Genomic DNA, 25673 nt, shown 5'->3' on the forward strand with positions numbered 1-25673 from the left:
AATTATATTATTACATCTATACGTTTTTGCAATTTTGTAAGCAATCTTCTCTTCTTATCACTAAAAGTACTCTTAGGTAAATTACACTCTTTTGCCATCTTCCTATCTGAAAAACCTTCTTTGATTAATTCACATATTCTTCTACTCTCTGGATCTAGCTCTTCAAGAGCCTTTGTTAATTCCTCAAGGAGAATCATTTCTATAACTATATCAGCTGTGTCTTTTTCAGTATGTGCTACCTCAATACCTTCACTCTGGAATTCATCAAGTGAAAGAACAGAACCCTCGTGTAGCCTTTCACATTTACCGCAATCTCCAGTACATCTCTTTAGCTTACCCTTCCCATTGCTAACAGTACATCGTCTACTACGCTCTTCTCTTTTGGCTTCAGCCCATAGTGACCTCATATACTCATCATACTGTACCTTTGAAGCAACCGGGATCATAATTGCCCTAACTCTTCTGTTTCCAATTTTAGTATAAACTACTTTTTGAGGATCAATACCAAAATCACGGATTGTCTCGTTAGTAACCTCCATTGGAATAAAATACTCTTTTCTCTGATTTTCATTGTTTTTCATTTTTTGTCCTCGCTTTCCGCTATGGTTTTGCAACCTGGCGAGGACATCTGCATCAGAACACCTAAAAGACACAACCTAAAAAGCGCGACTAATAAGGCAGGATCTGTAATCGAACATACTACTGCACTTAAACAATAGAATTCGATATGCATATCCTCGCCAAATGTCGCGCGCCATAGGCTTAAATAATATTTTTTTATAGTTTTATGTCATTCCGGACAGTAACTAGTTTAATAATAGATTTGTTTACTAGTCATCAATTGCTATCATCTCTTCCTCACCTCTTTCACTTTCTCTATGACTTAATATTAAAGGTTAAATAGGAAGGTTTACTCCCTATTTAAAATAAAAAAATGACCAGGAAACACCCATAAATTTGGGTATTTATCCTGGCCGTCTAGCAGCTCTGTGGATACTATGCAGCTATTGGGTAACTATGTACCTCGAAAGCAATCCAACTTATTCTTTTAATAACTGTTTCAATATTATCTTTGGTAATGATAAACTCACCACCTATTGCAAGATAAGTTTTTGTGGTCTGCTTTTTATATTTTGACTCTAACAGTCCTGTCTTGGCATCTGCATAACATACAATATGATTTTGGTAATCCTTAATTGGTTCTAACATAATTTGCCTCCCCCATTTTTCCCTATTAACTAAAAAAGACCAGAATAGATTAATAGCATAGTACCATACACTGATACTTCTACAATCTACCCCGGCCGGTTACTCATTCGAACTGCACTAGCAGGTAAAACTTTTTATTTTATTGCTATACCGTACACCTTCGACGGTAATGCGCATTTAATTTTAGAAATCCAATTGATATGTTGGCAACCCCATACAGCATTTCTTGATTATTTCAATTAGTGGAGTATATGCTACCACTTCACCATTCCCATCAGTATAACATAGCGCCTCTTGACCATTTATGATTGCCAGTTCCCCTTGATTCTTCTTTTTTCCATGAGTTGTATATACTCGTGAATTAGTACCCCTATTTTTTTCTACCATTTACAGATCCCCCTCATCCTCAAAATCTAAAGTATCAAATAATTCCATATTTCCTTTATCTTCAAAAATTGGTTCCTTAAAGAACGAACTTGCTTCAGCACCATCATATCTTTTAAGCTGCATTTCTTCTATAACTCTATAGTTTTCCATATCAATAAGTATAGCTGTCATCAGACCATTTACCATTATGCTATGGTCACTAAAGCGTTTTAAAAATACGTCATATATTTTCTTGTCTATAAATATAAATGAGTATTTTTCATTTTCATATCTTTCACCCTCAAAACTATCGCTAGCAAACACAGAAGCTATTCTATTGATATAATGCCCTACATGAGCTTCAATTTCATTTTCGTTAGAATCTTCACTTAATTCTACAGAGTTAATCCTGAACTTCCAAGTACTACATGGATACATTCCACTGACAGAAAACCCAAAGTTGTAATTACGTATAAATACTGTATCCTGTTGCTCCATATATCCATTATATATTCCCCTAAGTTTTCTTACTGAATATCCTCTACAAGTAATTTCATTTTGAATTATCATTATCACGCTACGATCTACTTCCATTGCTATTTGACGTCGTCTAGCGAATTCATCTCTTTTTGATAGTACGCTATCTTCATCTTTAGTTCTCATTCCATTGGCATCTGCAAGATTCTCTATTGTAACCCCCGTATCTTTATCTGCTATAAGAGCAATTGCTTCCAAAAGTTCAATACTTACTGGCTTGCCTCCTGACCAGTTGCAAGCTCTGGAAATTGTAGGAGCACTCACTTTTACATTTGGTGAACTCCTCTTTATATCATCAGCAAACATGGTCATGGAACGCTCGCCTTTTACTTTATTTATTAGTTCTTTAAGTTTCTCGGCATTTGGCACGGTATATTGTACATATTCTGACATCTTCTCACCCCTTGTTTCATTTTCAAGAAACACTATTTCATCTCTATGAAATTAATTATAATTCAGAATATTCTTCCAGTCAATAGGTTTATTTCATTTTTTTGAAATTTAATTTCTTTGAATTGAAATGCTACTTTTGAAACACATCCTTCATATATTCTTTCAGCACACTTTTGATTGCTTCTATTGTGATCTAACACAGCATACAAAACAAAAAAACCACAAACATTCTCGTTTGTGGGGCTTTTTGTTCCTTGTCCTCATATATCGGAATTAATATATTTTATACCACCATATTTAAACTCATAAGTTCAGCCTGTTTAATAACTGTGTTAATTGCATTTTTTGCTTGTTCTGGTGGATACTTATATTTACGCAGCAGATGCTTAATCTGAGTACGCATATAAGCTCTCGCTGATTGTTTTTTATCCCAATCCACAGTTCTGCTTCTTTGAATAAGTGCTGTCAATTCATGAGCCATCTCAATAAGTATGGAGTCTTCCATATTTCTAAGCACTTCTGGGTCAGCAGAAAGGGCATCATAAAATGCTAACTCCTCAGGTGACAAGCCTTTTTCATCACCTGCAGCATAAGCTTTAGTCATTTCCTTTGAAAGATTTAAAAGTTCCTCAATGACCTCTGCACTTGTTATCATTCTATTATTGTATCTCTTCAGTACATCTTGCATTTTTTCAGAGAAAAGCTGCGACTTTACGACTCCTGTACGTGCAAACACTCTAATGTTATCTTCCAACAAGCTACGTAATATTTCTGCTGCAATATTTTTATGCTTCATTCTGCGAACTTGAGCCATATACTCCTCTGATAACAACGACATCTCAGGATTTTTTTGTCCAGATCGTTCAAAGATATTAACCACTCCATCCTGCTCAATGGCTTGTTCTAGCATCTTTATAATACGAGCATTAATCTCATTGGATGTAATCTTCCCTTTGCCTCCAACTTTACAGAGTCCAGCCTTTACACATTTGAAAAATTCAATTTCTTTCTTATCATGGTCATCCATAAGGCTGCGACAAAGGGTCTCGGCTTGACTCAATGCAGTGGCTTCTTTGATATATTCCTTCGATTCCTCTTCATCAAATCCAAGAGCAAATTCTACACCATCAGCGATAACTTTCAATCGTTGCATATCCGACTCTCCAAAGAAACTACTATAATTAAAACCATAGAACATATCACGCATAACTTCAAGTTTTGCCATGGCAATAGAATATGCAATATCAAGATCCGGAACCTTGTCCTGATCTCTCTTAGTATACTGTTTTAACGCAGCCTTTAATTCTGCAGCCATGCCAATATAATCTACTATTAGTCCAGCTTCTTTATCTTTATATACTCTGTTCACACGTGCTATGGCCTGCATTAATGAATGCCCCTTCATGGGTTTATCAATATACATAGTTGCCATTGACGGAACATCAAAGCCTGTTAGCCACATGTCTACAACAATAGCAATCTTAAAATCGCTGTTATTGTCTTTGAATTCAATCATCAAGCCATCACGGTATGCTTTGTTTCCTATAATATCATGCCAATCCTCAGGGTCTTGATTTCTTGATGTAAGAACAACCTTAACTTTTTTATCCCACTGGGGACGTTTCTCCAATAATGTCTTGTACAAATTTATTGCAATTCGACGAGTCATACAAACTATCATAGCCTTCCCCGTCAAAACATATTGACGATCCTCGTAATGCACAATAATATCATCAGCTAACATATTAAGACGATCCTTGGATCCAACAACTCCTTCAATACCTGAAAGATCTGTTTTTGACTTTTCAATTTGATATTCCGTGGACTCCTCAGCTATTTTTTCATATTCATTATCAATTTCCTTCAGTATCTCTTCATTAAGTTTCAGCTTTGGTGTTCTATTTTCATAATAAATCGGTACCGTTGCACCATCATCCACCGCCTGCGTCATATCATATATATCTATGTATTTACCAAAGACCTCTATGGTGGATTTATCTTTCATGTCAATTGGCGTTCCAGTAAAACCAATGAATGTAGCATTGGGAAGAGCATTTCTCATATGCTTTGCCATTCCATATTTCCATTCACCAGTTGCTCTATCTAGTTTAGCTTCCATCCCATATTGAGAACGATGTGCTTCATCCGCCATGAAGATAATATTACTACGTTCATTAATAACGTCATCGCCTTCTTCAAACTTCTGAATGGTAGTGAATATAATTCCTCCCGCTTTAACCTTAAGCAGTTCCTTTAAATGTTCTCTGCTCTCAGCCTGCTTCGGTGTCTGACGTAGATGTAACTTTGAACTAGCACTAAAAGTTCCAAAGAGCTGATTATCCAAATCGTTACGGTCAGTAAGCACAACAATAGTTGGATTCTCAAACTCTGGTTCACTTACAACAATACCAGTATAGAAAACCATAGAAAGACTTTTACCACTTCCCTGGGTATGCCAAACAACTCCAACCTTACGGCTTTTTTCTTCTAACGCTTTTCTAGTGCTTTCCACCGCCTTACGCACTGCAAAATACTGATGGTATCCGGCTAATATTTTCACAGTTTTTCCTTGAACATCCTGAAACACAATGAAATTCTGAATTATATCTAGCAAACGTTCTTTAGGAAACATCCCATTAAGTGCTACTGTAAAGAAGTCAGTCATATTTTCTGCAGGCTTTTCACCGTCCTCCGACTTCCATGCCATGTAACGGGTATAATCAGAAGTAATAGTTCCAACTCTAGTATCAATACCATCACTGATAACATTAAAGGCATTGTACTTAAACAGAGTAGGAATATCCAGTTGATAATTCTTAACCTGTGTATAAGCCTGTTCAACAGTTGTACTGTCATTACCCATATTCTTTAGTTCAAACATTACCATAGGAATTCCATTAATAAACACCAAAATATCTGGACGTTTATTCTTATACTCAATAATCGTATATTGATTTACAACTTTAAAATCATTTGCCCCTGGATTATCAAAATCTATTAATTTTACAGTGAATGTACGATTTTCATCATCTTTTTGGTAAGAAACAGGCACCCCTTCCACAATATACTTATGAAAGGATGCATTTAGTTCCTCTACTCTCAAAAGTCCTAGGTTCTTTATTTCCTTATAAGTTTCAGAAATTATCTCTTGAGTTATACCCGGATTTATATTTAACATTGAAGCTCTAAAACAATCTTCCAAGATTACCTCATGATAATCTCGGTCGATATCTGGACCATACACATATTCATAACCTTTTGCCTGAAGTTCTGAAATAATAGCTTGCTCTAATGTATTCTCATTAACTACCACTGTTTTCACATCCTTTCATATATTACAATTCAACTAAATCAAATTGTAATATCAGTTAACCCTTAATCATCTTTATATTCTTGTGTCAAAATACGATTCTTTAATTGAACCTCTATTTTAGATAAAATCTTTGCCGGATCTAAATCTTTATGATCGCATGAAAGCTGCCCTTTTTCAGGTTTTATAAAGAACTGAACCTTATCTCCACTTCCCTTATGACCTATATAAAGAACCACTATTGTATCTCCATCTTTGTCAGTTTTAACATTTGTAGTTATCCAATAATCAGAATCCAGTTTAAGTTTTTCCTTGATTTCAGGAATATACCAATCATCCAGCCTAATTAGCTTTGCATCCTTGAAAATTTCAATATTAAGCAACTTCTGACATCGTGAATATACTTCCCTTAATGTCTTTATTTTTGTTCTATTTTTGCATTTAGGACAAACTAAAACCCATTCTCCAAATTCTTCTTCAACGTCCATTTCAATCTCTGGATTTTTTGTACAATGTAAGTGAATACCATGTTGTTTACAACTATAATAGGTTGTCCAATTTTTTTCACTTGTATCGTAATTTGTACAATTACCGTAACTTGTTTTAAACTCATCAAACAAACTACATTTACGAAAAGATATGTTATCATCTAATCTATATATAATATTATCAACCATTATCCTTCTCCTTAAAATTAAAATTAATCCTTATAATCTATTTTCAGCGCAATATAATATACTGGAAAATCATATCCATCTCTTGTAAGAATCATTGTAGCAACACGAGTTGATGCATTTGGATGAGCTACTATACTTAATTCCTTCTTAATACCTAATGTAAAAGAATACTTTCCTATATGGTCAACATATCTATTCCAAAAAGCTTCAAAATCTGCAGTATTAACATATGCAACTACAAAAGTTGCTGTTCCAAGTGCATTATAATTAGTAATTGACTTATTTATGTGTTGATCAATGTAATTTGAGTTTACACTACTTAGCTTCAAGCCCTCAAAAATAGCTATTTCTTTACCAGCTTTGGTTAACAAAATATCTACTTCTCCAGCATCTCTACCACTTGCCGATATTCCATGACGAGTTTGGTCTTTAACCTCGTTATATCCCATACTAGACATCATATCCCTAAAATAATCATTCAAGCTATTCTCTGTGCTTTCACTATTGTAATTATAATTTAAACATAAACGTTCACCAATCTTAATTAAGTCCATTAGTACAATATTTGCAGTTAAAATATCAGCATTTAATCTTTGCTCATTTGATGAAAACAAAGGATTTTCTCCAACCATCTCTTCTGCAACTGATTTTATTTCTAATGCCTTATCTGCTAAGTTATCTACATACTCATCATCAAATTCATATTTTTTATAAATTAGGGCTTCGCGCATTTCTAAAAGATCAAGTATCACTCTCCCAATAACAGAATCTTCCTCACTGTTCCAAAACCTTCTTAGTTTCTTCGCCTTTGAAGATTCCTCTATATATCCTGGCTCTTCATAAATATCAATATCTGTTAGTTCTGCCATAAATACACGAAAAGTATTATTTGAAAAATCTAAAACATCACCACTTTCCATTTCAAATAAACTTTCCATAATTGCTTTGTGTTTATATGTTAGTATAGACAACAATCCCCCCTACTTTCTTATGCTACTTTATATTAAAATTTATCGTACTAATTTTATTCCAAATCTGATACGTCTAGTTCGCCTGACATCAGCTTAGGTAATAATTCATCCCGCAGTTTTTGAAGATTCTCATTTTCAAGGATATTAGTTTCCATTTGAGAACTAATCGGATTTACCACCTGTGCGAGTTCATCCATTTTCACTGGTGATGGTAAAATTACTTCTATTTCATTTATTTCCTTAGTATTTACATATTTTTGAACACTACCTAGAGCTTTTTCTTTTAAGCCATTGCAAACTTTAGTTGAATTCAAAATAGCATAAAGATAATTTACATTTATACCTTCTTTAGCACGAATGCGATACATTCTTTGATTTAAGATATAATATCCATCTTTATATACTTTTCCAGTCTTACCAAGTAACTCCATTGTACTTTTGCGATCAGTCATAACCATTACCAAGTCATCTTTATATACTCGATACTTTTCTAATTTCTCCTGTTCATAACGTTCCAATGAAATATACTTATCAGCATTGGTGTAAACAAAATTGGCAGAAGTATTTACATTACCTAAATCTATTACAAAAGCACCTTCTTCATCATATCCCTCTTTATAGAATGCATGACCATTTTGACACTCTGCTACCTCATCTAGTCTCTTTAATTCAAACTCATCCAATTGCTCAACAAAATTATCTACAATAGCTCTGAGTTGCTGCGTTAAATTCCTATTTATCGCTTCATTGATTTCAATCTTTGTATCCAAGTTAGATAGCAAGGATACGATTTTATCTTGTGTTTCTCTATCTGGGCATCCAAACGATAAATTACCGATATCTTTAAGATTAATATTTGGCTGCGCAGACTGACTCGATGTTGAATTTACAAGAGCAACCATACTTGGTTGATTCAATACATAATAAACATACTCCGAATTAACCTTTTCAGGATTTAATCGGATAATTGCAACCGCCTGATTAGTATTTGCAGGTACATCATCTTTTCTAACGATTCCTGTTTTTCCTAAATAAGCTCCGGCCATTGAAAAAAGAATATCTCCTTCTCTTATCTGTGACCTTTTTAGTTTTTCATGTGTCTCATCTGAAATAAAAGCATACTTACTTTTATCAAGTTGTCTACCCGCACCAATACTCTCAGATTTAATATAATTAATTCCCGAATCTTCAAATTTACACCCTACAGATGTAGGAGTGGTTCCTTTAGTGATTAACTCTGCAAAATCACATATTTTCTTTTCTTCCCACATTTTAGACTCCCTCCTAGTCCGATAAATCACAATTTATCTTATTTACTATATCCAATAGCCGCAAGCTTTTTACAAATCTCATCTTCCAGTTTATGTGATTCTTCAAATAAACCATAGAGTTCTGTAGTAAGTCTTGTCATTTTTTCTTCGAATGGCTCACCATCATCCTCCTGCTCTGCTATACCCACATATCTACCAGGCGTTAGAATATACTCCTGTTCTGCAACTTCTTCCAATGTTGCACTCTTACAGAATCCTTGAATATCCTCATAATCTTTTCCATGCCTCCAGTTCTGGTATGTAGAAGCAATCTTTTGAATATCCTCTTCTGATAGTTCTCTAACCTTACGGTCAACCATAAATCCAAGATTACGAGCATCTATAAATAGTATTTTTCCTTTGGCTTCATTTGTCTTTCCCTTTCTCATTATCCAAAGAGAAACAGGAATTCCTGTTGAATAGAAAAGCTGACCAGGCATAGAAACAATACATTCTACAACATCGCCTTTTATCATATTCTTTCTAATTTCGCCTTCATTGGATGTATTAGAGCTTAACGAACCATTTGCTAATACTGTACCTGCAACACCTCCAACAGGATTCAAGTGATGAATCATATGCTGTAACCATGCATAGTTTGCATTCCCTACTGGCGGAATTCCAAAGGACCATCTAATATCATCCTGTAATCTGTCTCCGCCCCAATCTGATATATTGAAAGGAGGATTTGCTAATATATAATTTGCTTTTAAAGTTTTATGTTGATCATCATGGAATGAGTCCGCATTATGCTTTCCAAGGTTCGCTTCCAGTCCTCTAAGAGCAAGATTCATTTTTGCCAACTTCCATGTAGTAGGATTGCTCTCTTGTCCAAAAATAGAAATATCTCTTATATTCCCCTGATGCTCTTTTACAAAACGAGCTGACTGGCAAAACATACCACCAGAGCCACAAGCTGGGTCAAAGATCTGTCCTTCAAAGGGTTCTATCATATCTACTAGCGTACGAACAATACATGATGGTGTATAGAATTCCCCACCCAACTTACCTTCTGCCGATGCAAACTTACCTAAGAAATATTCATATACTCTACCAAGTACATCTCTTTCCTGTGCTGCACTTGTTCCCACATCGATATTGGTAAACAAAGTTACTAATTCCCCAAGTCGAGTCTTATCCAACTCTCGACGAGAGTAATTCTTTGTCAGAATGCCTTTCAATGAATCATTCTCTTTCTCTATAGCTTCCATTGCTTTATCGATTGTTTCTCCGATATCTGTATTTGTAGCATGAGCTTTTATATTTTCCCATCGTGCTTCCTTTGGTACCCAGAAAATATTTTCTGCAAGGTATTCATCACGATCCTCTTCGTCACCAAAACCTTCAGCTTTTAGCTCTTCATATTTTTCTTTAAAAGAATCAGACACGTACTTAAGGAAAATTAACCCTAAAACTACATGCTTATATTCAGCCGCATCCATATTTGAACGCAACTTATCAGCAGCACACCATAACTGCTCCTCAAAACCTATATTAGTTGTACCTGTTGCCATTTTGAAAAACCTCCATTTTTTTGTTTTAACTTTATTTTAATCTTCAGTATGCCCCAATTTACGAACACGTCTAGGATCTTCCGGTTTCCTTGTATCTTCTGGAATAAGCCATGTATTTCCTCTCAAAATAGCTCCTTCAATCCGCCCATCCCTACATAGAGTGGTAACACGTCGTCTGGATACATTCCATTTTTCAGCCATTTCTGTTGTAGTCAAAAGTTCCATAGTCTTCCTCCATTTTAACAATAACACTATATAACGATAGTATATTCCTTTGGAGGAACATTTTCAAGTTTAATCATATCTTACACAACAATTATAGCTATCTTTAATCAATCTCTGATATCTTTGTCATTTAGTATTTTTAACTGCCTGCAATTTGCTACATCTTACTATACAACTCCAGCACTTAGTATTTATTCCTAATTCTACTTGCTATTAACTGGTTATAGAGCTAACATGTGATACTACAATAAGGAGGTATAATTATGCATAAAATGCCAGTATTACATGTATCCATTCGCTGTGAGGTATACATTCCTACAAAATTTTATCAACAACTATTCCAGTATAGTAAAAAAGTTTATATCCATAAAGCAGCTCCTCGGGTACGTATCCATATTGATGACTTTGACACACAAGAGGAAATGCTTTGTATCCAGGAATTGATGTATGATACCGTTAAGACCACTAACGTCCCCCTTAAAATAACAAATTTATGTGAGTTATTTACTGCACTAGTTACCATCATAGATCTTTCCTTGGATCATCTTCAGTCAGATGGGCTCCATAGCTCTGAAGATAGTCTCATCATTTTTGTATCAGTTTCAGAAACTGATGGTATATTATACAACTTTAAATGGTCATTGAAAGCCTAGATTTTAGACTAAACAACATTAGCTGTAGAGTAGCCATGTTGTCTAGTCTATTTTTCTGCCCATTTATAAAAATACATCCTATCAGTTCAACCATTCTTATTTTGTATTTAGACTACTTATATTTAAACCATTCCTGGTTCTATGATAAGTAGTCTAAAACTGTAATTTTATTTTAAGCACAACTTTTAAATTTCACCCCAAAGTGGCTGTTTTCTAAGGATTATTGGCTTTTAAATACTTTTGCGTATTAATATCCCCCCTGTGTTTAAAATTAAAAAATCTCCCTCAGAAACCTCTCTGAAGGAGATAAAACACACTTTGTTTCATTGTTTAAAAACGCTGTAACCTTTGGTATTACTAGGCTTTCTTCAATAGCTTCACAACACACTCAACGTGCGGCGTGTGCGGGAACATATCCATAACTTTCACCTTTTCCACCTTATATCCATTAGCAGTTAATACTTCTAAATCTACTGCTAGTGTTTTTGGGTTACAGGATACGTAGATTATTTCTTTGGCATCAAATTTTATTACGTAGTCTAGGGCTACTGGGTGTACTCCTGGTCTTGGTGGGTCTAGGATTATTATGTCTGGTTTTTCTGTTACATTTTTTATGGTTACGGCTACGTCTCCCGCTATGAATTCACAGTTGTTTAAGCCGTTGATTTTAGCATTTTCTTTTGCAGCTTCTACGGCTTCTTCTATTAGCTCTATGCCTACTACTTTTTTTGCTTTTGGAGCTACTATTTGTCCTATGGTTCCTGTTCCGCAGTATAGGTCAAAGACTACTTTGTCTTCTGATTCTCCTATGAAGTCTCTTACTATAGAGTAAAGCTTCTCAGCTCCTTTAGTGTTAGTTTGAAAGAAGGCAAAGGGATTTATTTTAAATTTTAATCCTAAAAGCTCTTCTATTATATAGTCTTTTCCATGTAGTATTTCTACAGAGTCTGCTTGCACTACATCTGATAGAGAGTCATTTAAGGTATGGATTATTCCTGTGAGCTCTCCTTTTAGATTTAATCCTTTTAAAGCATCTACAAAGGCTGTGAAGTCATATTCTACTTGGGTAGTTGTAACTATGTTAACTAATATTTCTCCTGTGTTTATAGCCTTTCTTACTACTAGATTTCTTAAAAAACCTTCATGTTTTAAGATTCTATAATAAGGAAGGTTTTCTCCTCTGAAGTGCTTTATGGTTGCATTTATTATAGCTCTGAAGTCTTCGTCTACTATTTGACAGTTATGTACTGATACTATGGCAAAGCTTTTTCCTTTAGCATGCATTCCTAGGGTTAGTTCTCCACCTTTTTCAAAGTCTCCAAAGGTGAATTCCATTTTATTTCTGTATTCATAGTGAAGTGGGCTGCTTTCTATTCCTAGGTACTCATAATCTGTTATACCCTTGTTATCTAAAAGTACCTTTACTTGTTCTTCTTTAAATTTAAGTTGAGTGTCTAGTGATAAGTCTCCTTGACTACATCCTCCACAAATTCCAAAGATATCGCAGGCTGGCTTTACCTTGTAATCTACATCTTCTAAAACTTCAAGAAGTTTAGCTTCTACTCCATTGGAATTTTTTTTAGTTACTCTTGCTCTAACCTTTTGCCCGGGCAATGCACTTTTTATAGCTACTTTTTCTCCTTCATGGAAGGCAACTCCCTTTCCTGGAAATTCTGTACCCTCTATGATAAATTCATATTCTTTTCTCTTTCTCATGTTTATCTCCTTATCTAATAAAATTCTATGTTAATTTTAATTTTTTATTTAAAAATAATTTCATCTATTAGGTATATTTTAAAGTTTTATTAAAGTTATTTTACCCTCTATTTTGGGGTTCCAAATATGACTCTGAAAATCACCAAAACCTCTGAAACCCGCATAAACAGAACAAATAGTTAACTAGTTATATAGTTTCCTAGTTAAAAATTTATATAGGTATATTGTTTTATTGTTCCCTATTTAACTATTTTAATATTTCTATAGTTTCATATTTATATAGGTTCATAGTTTTCTAGATATATTGTTTCCTAGGTAAATAGGTATATGTTTATTTGAAATTACCTAGTTTATTATATATTATCCCCCAGATTTTATCTAGGCTTTTATGGTATATCCCTAGGAATTTTAAAGCTTCTCCTTGCACTGAGTGTGGCAACTCTTAGTATTATGGCATATATGTGGTTTAATTGACATAAAATATAGGAAGTTGATATAATGGTTAAAACTGTGGAAAACTTTGAGTTAACTTTTAGAATATCTTTAAAGGGGTGAGGTTATACTGTGAGATCTAAAAAAGAAAATACTAAAGCACTGATAGTTGATAGCTTTAAAAAGTTAATGACTCAACATTCCTTTGATAAGATAACTATAAAAATGATTACTGATGAAGCAAAGTTAATAAGACCTTCCTTTTACAACCACTTTGCTGATAAGTATGAACTGCTTGAATGGATTTGCTATAAGGATATATTTGAAGGTGCAACCCTTCTTATAGATAATAAAATGTTTAATGAGACAATTCTTTTTGTTCTTACTAGGATAGAAAATAACAAAGAGTTTTATATTAAAGCTATTAAAATAGAAGGACAAAATTCCTTTGAGAGTATAATATATAAATTTCTTCTTAAGATGTTTGAAGAATTGTTCTCTGTGCTAGATATAGAAAATATGAATTTTGAAGGAATTCTCACCGCTTCTGAAATTGCTAATTATTACTCTAGAGGTTTGACCTATTTTTTAATTACTTGGCTTAAAAAAGGTGTACAAGTTCCTGCTCATGAGTTAGCTGAAAAATATTATTTACTACTTTCTAACTCCTTAGAAGATATTGTGTTCAAGCCATTATAAAAAGTTATGGGCTTTAACAAAATATCTTACTAATCTTATATAAAACAATTAAATAGATTTGTTTTAAAGCAACTACATAAGTTGCTTTTTGTTTTTTTTGATATACATTTATGGCAAAGTGTATTTTTACATAAAAATCTATATTGACTATAATTTAAGAAAACAGATTATGAAAGGAAGATGCTTATGAGTGTTCTGGAAGTAATCATAGTATCAATAGGATTGTCTTTAGATGCATTTACAGTGACAGTATGTACAGGTGCAACTCAACCTTATCTTAAAAAGCGTATGGATTTTATTGTTGGCCTTGCATTTGGAGGAATACAAGCTATTATGCTTACTATTGGAATGATGATTACCAAGTTTCCAGTAAGCTCAATTTATTCTGAAACTTTTAAATCCATCAATCAATGGTTTTCTGCAATTATTTTCATTTTCTTAGGACTGAAGATGATAAAAAATGCCCTGACTATTAAATCCATCAATGAGCAAAGGGAAAGTTTTAATTATAGAAATATTTTTTCCTTAGCCTTTGCAACTAGTTTGGATGCTTTAGTATTAGGAATTGGCTTTGCTCTACTGCGCACTGAAATTATTATAGATATGTTTATCATATTTGTGATAACAGGGATTTCATCTATTGTTGGACTTAGGGTAGGCTACCGTGTGGGTGATAAGTACAGAGTTGCAGTTAATATCTGTGGTAGCGTTATATTGCTTATTATGGGAGTAAAAATGATACTTTCTTACTTTAAAATTATTTAAAATGGGGGATGGCTTATGTTAAATGTAAAATATAAAATTGAAAAGGCTGCTTTAAAGCAGGGACTTGGATACTTAAAGAAGAATCCTGAAAAAAACTTTGAGAAAATTGTTCATTGGTTAAGGAAGTTTGATACAGATAATTTATATACTCCTCAATATGATGCCGTTGAAGGATTTTTAAAGGAGAAGGATAATAACTGGGTAGAGCTTATGACTAAATTAGCCAAAGAAGTGAATCCTCATATTTTAGAGACTGTGTTTAGTAACTTTCTTCTTAATTCTTCTATTAGAGGTTGGAGTGAGTCTAGAAAAAAATCTAAGGAATATGGATATGAAATTCCCTTTACTTTACTTATAGATCCTACTACTGCTTGTAATAAGAAATGTATTGGTTGTTGGGCTGCTGATTATAACAAGGCTTTAAATTTAAGCTATGATGAATTAGATAGTTTACTTATTCAAGGTAAGGATTTGGGTATCTTCTTTTATATAATGACTGGTGGTGAGCCTTTAGTTAGAAAGAATGATATTTTAAAACTAGCTAAGAAACATAATGATTGTGTGTTTATGATATTTACTAATGGAACCTTAATTGACCAGGGTTTCTGTGAAGATCTATGTGAAGTTGGAAATATAGTTCCTACTATTAGTGTTGAAGGTTTTGATGATGCTACTGATGCAAGACGTGGTAATGGTTCTTGGAAGGATATTACTCGTGCTATGGCTCTTATGAAAGAAAATAGAGTTCCATTTGGATTCTCAACTTGCTTTACAACTAATAACTGTGACAGCGTTTTATCTGAAGAATTTATAGATATGATGATAGATATGGGTGCTTATTTCTCTTGGTATTTTACTTTTATGCCTATAGGCTGCAAAACAGATACTTCCTTAATGGCTAATCCTGATCAAAGAGAAAAACTTTATCGTACTATAAGGGGTTGGCGCTGTACTAAACCAATCTTTAATATGGATTTCTGGCATGATGCTGAATATGTTGGTGGTTGTGTGGCTGGTGGAAGACGATACTGCCATATTAATGCTAATGGAGATGTGGAACCTTGTGTATTCTGCCACTACTCCAGTGCTAATATAAAGGAAGTTCCTTTAATTGAGGCTCTAGGACAGCCACTGTTTATAGAATACCAAAAGAATCAACCTTTTAATAAAAATCAATTTAGACCTTGCCCAATTCTTGATAATGCTCCAAAGATTGCAAAGATGGTTAAGGCTTCTGGGGCTAAGTCTACAGAGTATGTAGATCCTGAAAATGTAGATGATTTAGTAGCTAAAACTATAGACTATGGTGAAACTTGGGCTAAACGTGCTGAACCATTATGGAAAGAAAATTTAATGTGTAAAAACAAATAAACTGTGCCCCATTGGGTAAGGAATTTTATTCCTGGCCTATGGGGTACTTTTATGAATAATAAAGTAATTCTGTTTCTTTTTCTTCCTTTTCCCCTTATAATATAAGAGTAGATTATGCTTCATAAATATATAATATATTCTTTAATATGAAGCTTGTAAAAATTAAATTTCTGGAGGAATTATGAATACACTTACTTTTATTTTTTTATGCTTAGCAGGTTTTCTCGCAGCCTTTGTAGATTCCATTGCTGGTGGTGGTGGGATAATAAGCGTTCCTGCTTATATGATAGCTGGTTTGCCTCCTCACATGGTCCTTGGAACTAACAAGTTTACAGCTTCTATGGCATCTCTTACTAGTTCTATTAATTTTATAAAGTCAGGTAACTGCAATTTTAAGTTTCTTAAAATAGTAGCACCCTTCACTTTAATAGGCTCTATTTTAGGCGTTAAGGCTGTACTTCTATTGGATGAAAGTTTTCTTCAACCTTTAGTTCTTGTGCTAGTTCTTGCCATAGGTGTTTATACATTCTTTTCTAAATCCATTGGGGAAAAGGATAATTTTAAGGGATTAAATAAAAGGAATATGACTATTTCTATAATCTTTGCTTTTTCACTAGGATTCTATGACGGATTCTTTGGACCTGGTACAGGCTCCTTTTTAATCTTTGGTCTTATTAATATTTTAGGTTTTAATTTTCTTAAAGCTTCAGCCAATGCTAGAGTTTTAAATTTTGTTAGTAATATTGCTGCTCTTGTTACCTTTGCTTTTAGTGGTAACATAAATTACTTAATTGGTTTACCTGTTTGTTTATTTATGATATTAGGAGCTAAGCTTGGAACAAAGTTAGCTATTAATAAGGGTTCAAAGGTTATTAAACCTATTTTTGTTACTATGTCCCTTGCGGTAGCTATAAAAATGTTATTACAACTATTCTAATATTAAATATTTTATATATTAGGAATAATTTTCTTTACAGGAACTTATCCTTAGCCTATACTTATTAATGTGTGCTAAAAAGGAGGCTTTGTGCTCATGTATTCATTTGTTGTTTTAATTATTATAATTATTATTGGATTTTTAGTTTGTAAAAGAAATTATAAAAATAGAGCTAATCATATTAATGGCAATTTATTAGAGTATTGTTATCACATTGTTGTGGAATTTGAAGAACTTAACTTTGAACAACGAGGGAAGTTTAAGGATTCTCTTACTCAAAAGGAATCGGAGCTATTTGATGGAATAATAACTAGAAGCATAGCTTTAGGTAAGAATCTTAACATACTTCAAAGTCATATGTTTAATCTAGAGTCTATTATGAAAAAAATAAAGGCACAAAAAACTAATATAATGCAATAAAAAATATTAAAAAAATATTTTAATAAATATTTAGATATAATTTCTCATATTATACATAAACTAAATGGGAATCTTAAGAAAGGAATGATATTATGAATTTTAAAAAATTAATAACAAATACTTTAGCTATTGTAGGTGCTGTTGTGGTTGTAGATAAAATTGTAAATGCCGTTTCAAACAAGAGCATAAAGTCTATAAGTGAGGCTCTTATGAAGGGTGATTTAAATGAAGAGGAAGATAGAGATGAAGATTCAGACCTATGTCAATGTAGCTTTTTAGATGATGACTATGAAGAAAATCTAAATGCTTGTCACTGTGGTGAAGATGGTGAAATTGATTATGAAGCTTTCCCTGACATAAAACAATATGAAGATAGTGACGAAAGTGCTTTTCAGTATGCTATAAAAACTGAACCTATTACGGATACACCAAAAGAAGTATAATATGTATTAAAGTCCACCTTCCTTATAAGAAAGTGGACTTTTTAATTATCTGTGATGTTTTTTATGATGTTTTTTCTTCTTCTTGCTCTTCTTCTTACTTGGATAACATTCATCATATTCTTTATAATCATAGCATTTCTTTTTATGATGTTTGTGTCCATAATCACAATTATTTAGATACATGTTTTGAAGTAAATATTCACACTTCATGCAGTTGCTCTTAGGCTGCACACATTCCTCACATACCTTATAACTTATTGGATCACGATTTTCTAATCTACGACGATCTCCTTCATATTCTTCTCTTAGGATGTCATCATATACTGGTTTTTCATATCTTTTACTATTCTCAACATCCTCTAATAAAATATGATTTTCTTCTTGTTCTATACCTTTTGTATCTATTTCTTCATAGTCTATGTGTTCTTTAAAATTATTTCTATCGATTATATCATTGTCATCATGGACTTGTTTTTCAATATCATCATACTGCTCTTCATTCCACTTATCATATTCCTCGTGATGCTCCTCATAGTTTTTATTACATCTTTGACAAGGATTTTCACATTTTTTATCTAGCTTTTTATAAGGGTTCTCTCTTCTACACTCTCTATTAATTTCAGAAAGACCAAATTTATCCCTAGAGTCCCTATTATCATAATATTTTTTATATGCTCTTTCAGCTTCTAATCTCTTCATATATAAAATATCATCAAATTCATCATCAGTTTCTACAAAATCATCATAGATATCAAAATCTTCTTTTCTTTCAATAGGTTTAATAAATCTTTTTGCTAAACCATCTACAGGATCCTTAAATTCTACAGATTTTACATCAGTATAATCATCTACATCCCATCTGTTATTACATTGACATTCCTGGGAATTTTCATTATTTAATACTATCTCTCTACCAAAGGTAACATTAGCACTAGCTCTCTGTTGTGAAAAATCTCCATCGGTATCAAAGGCTTCAATAGACATTATATACTTTTCTCCTAGACTTGGTTTGTTAGCTAGTTTTAAAACATAGGAGTTAGCATCTCTGCCTAATGTAGTTACATAGTTGGAGTTTATGAATATATTATATCCACCTAAATCTATATCTGTATTTTTAGTCCAATTCATTCTTATTTCTTGGCCTGTTGCTACTGCTCTAAAATCTCTTACATTTCTAGGTTGCGTTAATAAATCTAAATTTTCTGGTCCATAGTTTAAGTCTACTGGTGGATTTACTCCAGGCATAGTTCCCGTTTCAGTAAATTGCCACATTCTCCATCTAGTCCATCCACCTTGATCCCTTGGATATGGAGGATTAGATGGTAATTCTGGATACATAGCAATCCAAAGTGGCATATCTGCTAGAATAAAGCCTTTCTTAGTATGGTAGAAGTTGTTATATAAATCAATAAAAAATGCTCCAGTATATATCATCATTTTTCTTCTAGTTTTTCTTTCAAATCTCTTTCTAAATCTATCTACCCAATCTAGTAAGGCATCTGTAGATATAGATTTATCTAGTGGTGCTTCAATGTCAATTACAGGGAATAGATCTCCATATCTTCCTGGTCCATAAGCTTGTTGTAATATGTCTATAAATCCATCACATTGAACATCTGCGGTAGTTAAATCTGTGGAAGGTACTGCATAGTGATATGCACCTGTTTTTACTCCCACATTTCTTAATCCGTTTACATACTCAATAAATTTTCTGTCTATTCTAAATCTACCAGTACCATAACCAGAACCACGTAAATAAGCATATGGGGTTTGTGTTGCAAGTAGAGTATAATTTACATCGCCCCTATATTCATTTAAATCAGGACCTATTATGTTACGACTAGTTTTATTTTGCATACTCTCCTCCGAAATTGAATGCTTCACTTATTATATTACTAGTCATATATCCAATGTGTTACAACATTTTTATTTAAATTTCAAATTAAATATATATGATTTTTTTGAAATCCTCTCATTAAATATTAATATATAGTACATGATTATCTACTGATTCTTTACTTTAATTTCCCCACTCTGCAAGTTTACCTCATATATTTTATTGATTAACAAAATATTTTCATCCCTTCTGTTATTTCCTGAATAGGTTATATAGAAAATCGTATTATTTTTATCTTTAAATAAGCTCTTGTAGTAGGTGGTAACTCCCTTTACATATTTATCAGAATCCTTATTTTGAGAGTTTGATGATTTTATATCTTTTATAAAATTAAAAACTTCATCTTTAATATAGTTATTAATTTTCATCTCTATATCCTTGTTTATCATATTTTCAATTTTAGGATAACATAAGTACTGATTAAAATCTTCACTACTTTCTTCATAATTTATTGTTTTTATTATTGGGGCTTCCACTTGAATATTTACTTTATTTAAACCTTTAGGAAATTTACTTAGGGGTATATAAAATTTAGGAATTCCTGCTACGTAGGGAGCAATTTCATATTCATCAAAATATATAACTAAGTCTTTATCTGTTAAAAAAAACTTTTGATTATAAGGGATTACATTTAGTTTATCTACAGCTTCTTTGAAATATAATTCAGGATTTTTATTTATAGTAGCTTTTACATTGTCTAAAATAATTTTATTATAATTCCTATTATTACCCAAGAAATCTTCAATGACTCCTCTATTTCCTGTATTTATATCAAAGTTAAAGGACTCATCTACTGAAGATCCATGAGCTCCACCTGTATAACTATATAGGTTTAGTGTTATTGAAAGGATATTATTCTTATTATAAGTCACATTATTGTTTACATTAATTACATAGGGTTTTGGTTCTAATCCAACTTTTATATTATATTCATTGTCTCTAATAGATAGCTTTGTTATATATTCTTCAAAGTCATTAATTCTTTTTGATATCTTATTATTTATAAGTTCTTCTGCTTCTTTATTTTTAGCAAGATTTACAATGGGTTTATTGATATTTACAGATACATACTTATTAGAATATACCTTCTCCTGGTTTTCTATTGTGACACCTTCTTCATCTTTCAGTATATTATTAACCATTCTTGGTAAAGATATCTCTACGGAATCTGGATCACTGTGTGTATCTATAGCAAATGCTCCATGAAAATTAGTAGTTAATAATAAAACTAAAATTAAATATATAACTTTCCTCATAACATTTCTCCCTTCTATAAAATATATTTTAAATAAAATAACTTTATATTAGTTTGCCCATATAAATCCTGTGTACACCTGTTAATTTTTAATAAAAAAAATGCCTTAACCCTTAGTTAAGACATTTTTAAAAATTAATTTTTTTATAATTTAATTCTTAATTTATTTAATATAGTACTTGTTATAAATTGTGGTCCACCTACTATATACATTTTACTTATACTATCTCTATTTTTTGTAACTACATTCATCACTGGTGCTTCTACATCAGTTGTATTTGTTAATAGTACAAAAGATTTTTTTTGTGCTGCTAAAGCTGAAATAGAAAGTGCATCTGGGAAATTTGTACCTAGAGCCATAAACATTTCACTACTAGTTAGACTACCTTTAAATTTATTAAAAATCTTCTCATTAGTTTCGTATCTATCAGCTCCTCCGATTCTCTCTGGACCCTTTACACTTTTAGCTACACTATCTGATATAACAGTGGTTCCCCCTATTATATAACTTCTAGTAATAGACTGCTTATCTAAATAATTTTTCACTGTACCTGTTAATACACTTTTTTCAGTTAAAAGTATAGGCATTTTTCTTACCCCTGCCACAGCTGATATAGAAAGGCTGTCTGCAAATCCTGCACCTGTTGCAATGGCCACTTCACCGTTAGTTCCTACTGCCTGCGCAATTTTTACAGAGGTCTCATATCTATCTAAACCGCCTAATCTTTCTGTAGATATAGACATAGCTTTAATTCCATTTTCAAAGGATGTTGAAAGGACAGTAGGTCCCCCAACTATAATGGCTTTTTTTACCTTTAGGCTAGAGAGTAAGTTTTTTAACTCACTTTGACTACTTAAAGATTCATTTCTTGCTAGTAATATCGGTGCATTATTTTTTGCTGCCAATGGTCCTGCACACAATGCATCTGGATAACTCATTCCCGGTGCTATTATTACTGTATCGGAAGTTGTCCATCCTTTTTTTGCTGCTAGATAAGAGGTCTCAAATCTTGTAGCTCCATACATTCTCTCTCCTGGGGTTGAAGAAAGGGTTACATTAGCTTCTAAATAATTAGTAATACCTTTACTTATACCACTAGCTAATAATTCTTGATAAGCATTAGTGCTCATTTTAATTGCTTCACTTTTATTACTTATAAAACCACATTCTGCTAAAACTGAAGGCATTTTAGTTTCTCTAACCACATGAAAATCAGCAGTCTTTACTTTTCTATCATAAGCTCCTGTACTACTTATTAATTGTTTTTGTACAGAATCTGCAAGGGGCTTTGAATCCATTCTATTAGGATAATAAAAAGTTTCAATTCCATAGGCAGCAGTTGTAGTTGCTGAATTTATATGAATTGAAGCAAAGGCATCAGCTCCTGAATTATTAGCAAAGGAACTAATTTCTCTAAGCTCCAAAAACTTATCTGTAGTTCTACTCATTACTACTTCTATCCCTTGTGCTTGAAGAATTCTTTGTACCTTAAGAGCTATCTTTAAGTTTAAATCTTTTTCTTGTAATCCGTTCGCACTAGCTCCAGAATCCTTTCCACCATGTCCTGCATCAATAAATACTCTATAATTACTATTAGCTGTAATAGTTTTTCCAGTGGTTGCAGTTAAAGTTCTAGCTGCTGCTACTTCTTTAGTTGGATCTTTTACTAATACTTCATAAACATAAGTACCGCCTTCACTTTCAAGGGTTATAAAGGTTTCCCCTGTAGCTACCCCCACAAATTTTCCATTTTCGTCTACTTTGACTATACTTTCATCTCTAGAACTTAATTTAAAAGGAATTGAAGCTTCTTCTTCTGCTAAAAGGCTAGTATGGCCAATTGCTTGTCCAATATCAATGGATAATCCATCTTTCACAAGTACATTAGCCCCTTCATTTTCACTTAGTATTGTTTGTAATTGACTTTCTGTATTACTTATGCCACCATCTTCTGCTACAGCTAATCTACTAACTGGAGATACCATAGTAATTGTTAACATTGCAGTTATTGCACATAGTAGCTTTCTAATACGACTTTTACTTCTTTTCACTCTTCTTTCCCCCTATTATACATAATTATACATTTTATCACTAAAATATAGTCACCATTAATTTTATTCTACATATATCATTCATATCCTTTTGATTTTTGATAAATTATGTGGAATTTTTACTTTTAAACTGTTACTTATACATTATAACATATAAATTGGGAGTAATTTGTAAACTTTTAAAAGATATATCCTAATGACTTTCATCACTATGATATACCTTTTAATTCTTACTTTAAATTATAAAATCTTTTGGATCATGGTCCTTTGCTTTAGGACCATTGTATTCAGCCTTAGGCCCATTAAATACAGTTTTTGCACTTTCTACTTGAGGATCATGATTTATATTTTTCTTCTTAAAATGTCCATCTTCTTTTTTGTTATTTTGTGTTCTTTTCATATTTGTCACGGTATCACCCCTTTGTAATATTAGATTAACCACAAATCTTTAGTTTATACTTTTTAAAGTTTCTTAAATTTAAAAATAATATATTTTCTAATATTTACCTGCATTTATAATCATATTATGATATAATTATAGTATTATACTCATATATTAAGAGTAAACTTATTATAAAAAATAATTTAAAGGAGGTATTACAATATGGAATACAATTTATCAACTTTAGAAGCTTTTCAAGTTTTAGATTCTCATCCAACTTACAGAGCTATTAATGCTGAAGGTCATACTTTAGAACTTAGAGGTCCAGAAAAATTTATCATTCATAGACGTGTAAAACTTGCAAAAGATAAGCATGTAAGTCTAAATGATACATGGAGAATAATTAAGCCTATTGATTATGAACTAGCCAATGAGCTATTCAAGAAGCTTAGAACTATAGAAATTAGATTTGAAGATGGTACTAAGAAATTCTATTCAAAGATGCCTGACAATGGTCATGTTATCCTTGAAAGTGATCTACCACATTATAAAAATTGCTTATTTTATTGTTTTAGTTACTATGAAGAGTAAAATTTTTATGTAAGGATTTATTATGGATATTGATGAGTGCATAAATAAAAAATAGACTATGAAACTTAATTTACTGTTTCATAGTCTATTTTTTGTAACCTTTAAAGTACCTACTAATATATTATATATAGATAGTACTTTTTAGGAGATTTACATGGAATTTTACGGAAGCCAAACTGAAAAAAATCTGAAAAAGACTTTTACTGGTGAGAGTAAGGCTAACACTAAATATACATTGTATGCAGAAAAAGCTAGAAGTGAAGGTCTTCACTATGTAGCTCAAGTTTTTGATGAAACTGCATTTAATGAACTTGCCCACGCTAGAAGAGTATTTGGTGAATTTTTAGGTGAAGTAAACTCTACAGAAGAAAACTTAATGAATGCCTTTATGGGCGAAACTGCTGAAGCAACTGCAATTTATAAAGAATATGAAGAAGTCGCAAGAAGGGAAGGGTTCGAGGAAATAGCAGACTTCTATAAAGAACTTGCGGAAGTGGAAGCTGAGCATGATTTAAGATTCCGTGCTCTATACAACAGATTACTTAGCTCTACATTGTATAAAGGGGATTCTGATTCTCTATGGCAATGTACTAACTGCGGATATATTCATGAGGGTGACACTGCCCCTATGGTATGTCCTCTTTGTAAATTCCCTCAAGGATGGTTTGAGCCATATTGTAACCCTCTGGAATAAATATAAAATAGCGTAGATACCCATCCCCCAGGGTCATCTCGCTATTTTATTTTTATTATATAAAGGTTTTTAATGATTCTTATAGAAATATTTAATTTATATGCAATGGGGTTAAACTTATACATATTAATTTTAATCTTCTACTATATATTAACTTTACATTTCATTTTTTTATTAAAAGTTTAAATTTATTTATTATAGGAGTTATTATGAGTATTAAAATATTAATTTGTGATGATGATGCACTAATAAGAGAAAGTTTAAAAATTATATTATCCATGGATGAGGAGTTAAATGTTGTACATGTTTGTGAAAATGGTTTGGAAGCCGTTAATTACTGCTGTAATAACTCTGTGGACGTGGCACTTTTAGATGTTCGTATGCCTAAATTAAGTGGTGTAGAGGCAACTAAGGAGATTTGTAAAGTCACATCAACCAAAGTCATTATATTAACCACCTTTGATGAGGATGAATATATTTCTTCTTCACTAAGGAATGGAGCAAAGGGTTATTTACTAAAAAGCAATTCTCCAAATACTATTATTAACACCATAAAAGTAGTTCATAATGGAAGTGACGTAGTGGAAAATGGAATTATAGATAAGCTCCTTTCTAAATCTTCTCCAGTATGCCCTAACCTTAATATGAATAATTTTTCTAAAAGAGAAGTGGAAATTATAGAATCCATTGCTGAGGGTTTAAGTAATAAGGAAATTTCTGAAAAGCTATATATCTCTCAAGGTACAGTGAAAAATTATATTACAAACATATTAACTAAAACTAATTTAAAGCATAGAACCCAAATTGCAGTTTATTATTTAAAAGGAAAAATTTAAGTATGACGAAAGTCATAT

The 25673-nt window shown here is 32.3% G+C and carries 25 protein-coding genes; 10 read left to right on the plus strand and 15 right to left on the minus strand.

Annotated features, from left to right (window positions below):
- Window positions 1-2: 2 nt before the first annotated feature.
- The 10 genes from B3J31_RS03385 to B3J31_RS03430 all read right to left on the minus strand — a co-directional run bounded on the left by B3J31_RS03385 (window position 3) and on the right by B3J31_RS03430 (window position 10533).
- On the minus strand, window positions 3-653 hold the full coding sequence (locus B3J31_RS03385; protein WP_346866624.1) for a hypothetical protein: 651 nt from the start codon (window positions 651-653) through the stop codon (window positions 3-5).
- Between the two features lie 343 nt (window positions 654-996).
- On the minus strand, window positions 997-1209 hold the full coding sequence (locus B3J31_RS03390) for a hypothetical protein (RefSeq protein WP_346866623.1): 213 nt from the start codon (window positions 1207-1209) through the stop codon (window positions 997-999).
- 183 nt (window positions 1210-1392) lie between these two features.
- A complete protein-coding gene (locus B3J31_RS03395; protein WP_346866622.1) occupies window positions 1393-1596 on the minus strand; it encodes a hypothetical protein in 204 nt (67 codons plus the stop codon).
- Window positions 1597-2505: a hypothetical protein gene (locus B3J31_RS03400; protein WP_346866621.1), complete on the minus strand. Its 909-nt coding sequence runs from the start codon at window positions 2503-2505 to the stop codon at window positions 1597-1599.
- Window positions 2506-2788: 283 nt separating this feature from the next.
- A complete protein-coding gene (locus B3J31_RS03405) occupies window positions 2789-5818 on the minus strand; it encodes a type I restriction endonuclease subunit R (RefSeq protein ID WP_346866620.1) in 3030 nt (1009 codons plus the stop codon).
- Between the two features lie 62 nt (window positions 5819-5880).
- Window positions 5881-6492: a hypothetical protein gene (locus tag B3J31_RS03410; protein WP_346866619.1), complete on the minus strand. Its 612-nt coding sequence runs from the start codon at window positions 6490-6492 to the stop codon at window positions 5881-5883.
- Between the two features lie 23 nt (window positions 6493-6515).
- Window positions 6516-7463 carry a hypothetical protein gene (locus B3J31_RS03415; RefSeq protein WP_346866618.1) on the minus strand — a complete coding sequence of 316 codons (948 nt, stop codon included), beginning with the start codon at window positions 7461-7463 and terminating at the stop codon, window positions 6516-6518.
- Window positions 7464-7516: 53 nt separating this feature from the next.
- The gene (locus tag B3J31_RS03420; RefSeq protein ID WP_346866617.1) at window positions 7517-8734 is read right to left on the minus strand and encodes a restriction endonuclease subunit S; all 1218 of its coding nucleotides are present in this window, start codon (window positions 8732-8734) and stop codon (window positions 7517-7519) included.
- A gap of 38 nt (window positions 8735-8772) precedes the next feature.
- Window positions 8773-10287: a class I SAM-dependent DNA methyltransferase gene (locus B3J31_RS03425; protein ID WP_346866616.1), complete on the minus strand. Its 1515-nt coding sequence runs from the start codon at window positions 10285-10287 to the stop codon at window positions 8773-8775.
- Between the two features lie 36 nt (window positions 10288-10323).
- On the minus strand, window positions 10324-10533 hold the full coding sequence (locus B3J31_RS03430) for a helix-turn-helix domain-containing protein (RefSeq protein ID WP_346866615.1): 210 nt from the start codon (window positions 10531-10533) through the stop codon (window positions 10324-10326).
- A 401-nt stretch (window positions 10534-10934) separates the two neighbouring features.
- On the opposite strand from B3J31_RS03430, the gene B3J31_RS03435 reads away from it, so the two are divergent.
- On the plus strand, window positions 10935-11165 hold the full coding sequence (locus B3J31_RS03435; RefSeq protein WP_346873599.1) for a hypothetical protein: 231 nt from the start codon (window positions 10935-10937) through the stop codon (window positions 11163-11165).
- A 357-nt stretch (window positions 11166-11522) separates the two neighbouring features.
- Here the strand turns inward: B3J31_RS03435 and rlmD are convergent, their stop codons facing one another.
- Window positions 11523-12881: a 23S rRNA (uracil(1939)-C(5))-methyltransferase RlmD gene (gene rlmD, locus B3J31_RS03440; protein WP_346866613.1), complete on the minus strand. Its 1359-nt coding sequence runs from the start codon at window positions 12879-12881 to the stop codon at window positions 11523-11525.
- Between the two features lie 564 nt (window positions 12882-13445).
- On the opposite strand from rlmD, the gene B3J31_RS03445 reads away from it, so the two are divergent.
- From B3J31_RS03445 to B3J31_RS03470, 6 genes are all read left to right on the plus strand, one after another.
- Window positions 13446-14012 carry a TetR/AcrR family transcriptional regulator C-terminal domain-containing protein gene (locus B3J31_RS03445; RefSeq protein WP_346866612.1) on the plus strand — a complete coding sequence of 189 codons (567 nt, stop codon included), beginning with the start codon at window positions 13446-13448 and terminating at the stop codon, window positions 14010-14012.
- Between the two features lie 186 nt (window positions 14013-14198).
- Window positions 14199-14777: a manganese efflux pump MntP family protein gene (locus B3J31_RS03450; RefSeq protein ID WP_035134233.1), complete on the plus strand. Its 579-nt coding sequence runs from the start codon at window positions 14199-14201 to the stop codon at window positions 14775-14777.
- A 15-nt stretch (window positions 14778-14792) separates the two neighbouring features.
- Window positions 14793-16148 carry a radical SAM protein gene (locus tag B3J31_RS03455; RefSeq protein ID WP_346866611.1) on the plus strand — a complete coding sequence of 452 codons (1356 nt, stop codon included), beginning with the start codon at window positions 14793-14795 and terminating at the stop codon, window positions 16146-16148.
- Between the two features lie 181 nt (window positions 16149-16329).
- On the plus strand, window positions 16330-17085 hold the full coding sequence (locus B3J31_RS03460) for a TSUP family transporter (RefSeq protein ID WP_346866610.1): 756 nt from the start codon (window positions 16330-16332) through the stop codon (window positions 17083-17085).
- Window positions 17086-17181: 96 nt separating this feature from the next.
- Entirely contained in the window at window positions 17182-17505 is a 324-nt protein-coding gene (locus B3J31_RS03465; protein WP_150845655.1) for a hypothetical protein, read from the plus strand.
- 92 nt (window positions 17506-17597) lie between these two features.
- Window positions 17598-17948: a hypothetical protein gene (locus B3J31_RS03470; protein WP_346866609.1), complete on the plus strand. Its 351-nt coding sequence runs from the start codon at window positions 17598-17600 to the stop codon at window positions 17946-17948.
- A 45-nt stretch (window positions 17949-17993) separates the two neighbouring features.
- Here B3J31_RS03470 and B3J31_RS03475 read toward each other — a convergent pair whose 3' ends face one another.
- From B3J31_RS03475 to B3J31_RS03490, 4 genes are all read right to left on the minus strand, one after another.
- Window positions 17994-19805: a glycoside hydrolase family 25 protein gene (locus B3J31_RS03475; protein WP_346866608.1), complete on the minus strand. Its 1812-nt coding sequence runs from the start codon at window positions 19803-19805 to the stop codon at window positions 17994-17996.
- 147 nt (window positions 19806-19952) lie between these two features.
- Window positions 19953-21101 carry a DUF3298 and DUF4163 domain-containing protein gene (locus tag B3J31_RS03480; RefSeq protein WP_346866607.1) on the minus strand — a complete coding sequence of 383 codons (1149 nt, stop codon included), beginning with the start codon at window positions 21099-21101 and terminating at the stop codon, window positions 19953-19955.
- A gap of 143 nt (window positions 21102-21244) precedes the next feature.
- Window positions 21245-23152: a cell wall-binding repeat-containing protein gene (locus B3J31_RS03485; RefSeq protein WP_346866606.1), complete on the minus strand. Its 1908-nt coding sequence runs from the start codon at window positions 23150-23152 to the stop codon at window positions 21245-21247.
- 235 nt (window positions 23153-23387) lie between these two features.
- Window positions 23388-23552 carry a CPC_1213 family protein gene (locus B3J31_RS03490; protein WP_346866675.1) on the minus strand — a complete coding sequence of 55 codons (165 nt, stop codon included), beginning with the start codon at window positions 23550-23552 and terminating at the stop codon, window positions 23388-23390.
- A gap of 204 nt (window positions 23553-23756) precedes the next feature.
- Between B3J31_RS03490 and B3J31_RS03495 the strand changes: the two genes are divergently transcribed.
- The 3 genes from B3J31_RS03495 to B3J31_RS03505 all read left to right on the plus strand — a co-directional run bounded on the left by B3J31_RS03495 (window position 23757) and on the right by B3J31_RS03505 (window position 25655).
- Window positions 23757-24125 carry a hypothetical protein gene (locus B3J31_RS03495; protein ID WP_150845660.1) on the plus strand — a complete coding sequence of 123 codons (369 nt, stop codon included), beginning with the start codon at window positions 23757-23759 and terminating at the stop codon, window positions 24123-24125.
- A gap of 154 nt (window positions 24126-24279) precedes the next feature.
- Window positions 24280-24819 (plus strand): rubrerythrin family protein, encoded by a 540-nt coding sequence (locus tag B3J31_RS03500; RefSeq protein WP_346866605.1) that lies wholly within the window; start codon window positions 24280-24282, stop codon window positions 24817-24819.
- 209 nt (window positions 24820-25028) lie between these two features.
- Complete coding sequence (locus tag B3J31_RS03505; RefSeq protein WP_346866604.1) at window positions 25029-25655, plus strand: response regulator transcription factor; 627 nt, start codon at window positions 25029-25031, stop codon at window positions 25653-25655.
- Window positions 25656-25673: the final 18 nt, after the last annotated feature.

The organism is Clostridium sp. UBA5988, from assembly GCF_002435615.1.
Lineage (GTDB): Bacteria > Bacillota > Clostridia > Clostridiales > Clostridiaceae > Clostridium_J > Clostridium_J sulfidigenes.

Coding starts and splice junctions, on each gene's coding strand:
- B3J31_RS03450 (WP_035134233.1), top strand. CDS start 14,199: ATGAGTGTTCTGGAAGTAATCATAGTATCAATAGGATTGTCTTTAGAT.
- B3J31_RS03400 (WP_346866621.1), bottom strand. CDS start 2,505: ATGTCAGAATATGTACAATATACCGTGCCAAATGCCGAGAAACTTAAA.
- B3J31_RS03420 (WP_346866617.1), bottom strand. CDS start 8,734: ATGTGGGAAGAAAAGAAAATATGTGATTTTGCAGAGTTAATCACTAAA.
- B3J31_RS03470 (WP_346866609.1), top strand. CDS start 17,598: ATGAATTTTAAAAAATTAATAACAAATACTTTAGCTATTGTAGGTGCT.
- B3J31_RS03495 (WP_150845660.1), top strand. CDS start 23,757: ATGGAATACAATTTATCAACTTTAGAAGCTTTTCAAGTTTTAGATTCT.
- B3J31_RS03410 (WP_346866619.1), bottom strand. CDS start 6,492: ATGGTTGATAATATTATATATAGATTAGATGATAACATATCTTTTCGT.
- rlmD (WP_346866613.1), bottom strand. CDS start 12,881: ATGAGAAAGAGAAAAGAATATGAATTTATCATAGAGGGTACAGAATTT.
- B3J31_RS03435 (WP_346873599.1), top strand. CDS start 10,935: ATGCTTTGTATCCAGGAATTGATGTATGATACCGTTAAGACCACTAAC.
- B3J31_RS03455 (WP_346866611.1), top strand. CDS start 14,793: ATGTTAAATGTAAAATATAAAATTGAAAAGGCTGCTTTAAAGCAGGGA.
- B3J31_RS03490 (WP_346866675.1), bottom strand. CDS start 23,552: ATGAAAAGAACACAAAATAACAAAAAAGAAGATGGACATTTTAAGAAG.
- B3J31_RS03480 (WP_346866607.1), bottom strand. CDS start 21,101: ATGAGGAAAGTTATATATTTAATTTTAGTTTTATTATTAACTACTAAT.
- B3J31_RS03475 (WP_346866608.1), bottom strand. CDS start 19,805: ATGCAAAATAAAACTAGTCGTAACATAATAGGTCCTGATTTAAATGAA.
- B3J31_RS03390 (WP_346866623.1), bottom strand. CDS start 1,209: ATGTTAGAACCAATTAAGGATTACCAAAATCATATTGTATGTTATGCA.
- B3J31_RS03460 (WP_346866610.1), top strand. CDS start 16,330: ATGAATACACTTACTTTTATTTTTTTATGCTTAGCAGGTTTTCTCGCA.
- B3J31_RS03395 (WP_346866622.1), bottom strand. CDS start 1,596: ATGGTAGAAAAAAATAGGGGTACTAATTCACGAGTATATACAACTCAT.
- B3J31_RS03425 (WP_346866616.1), bottom strand. CDS start 10,287: ATGGCAACAGGTACAACTAATATAGGTTTTGAGGAGCAGTTATGGTGT.
- B3J31_RS03505 (WP_346866604.1), top strand. CDS start 25,029: ATGAGTATTAAAATATTAATTTGTGATGATGATGCACTAATAAGAGAA.
- B3J31_RS03465 (WP_150845655.1), top strand. CDS start 17,182: ATGTATTCATTTGTTGTTTTAATTATTATAATTATTATTGGATTTTTA.
- B3J31_RS03500 (WP_346866605.1), top strand. CDS start 24,280: ATGGAATTTTACGGAAGCCAAACTGAAAAAAATCTGAAAAAGACTTTT.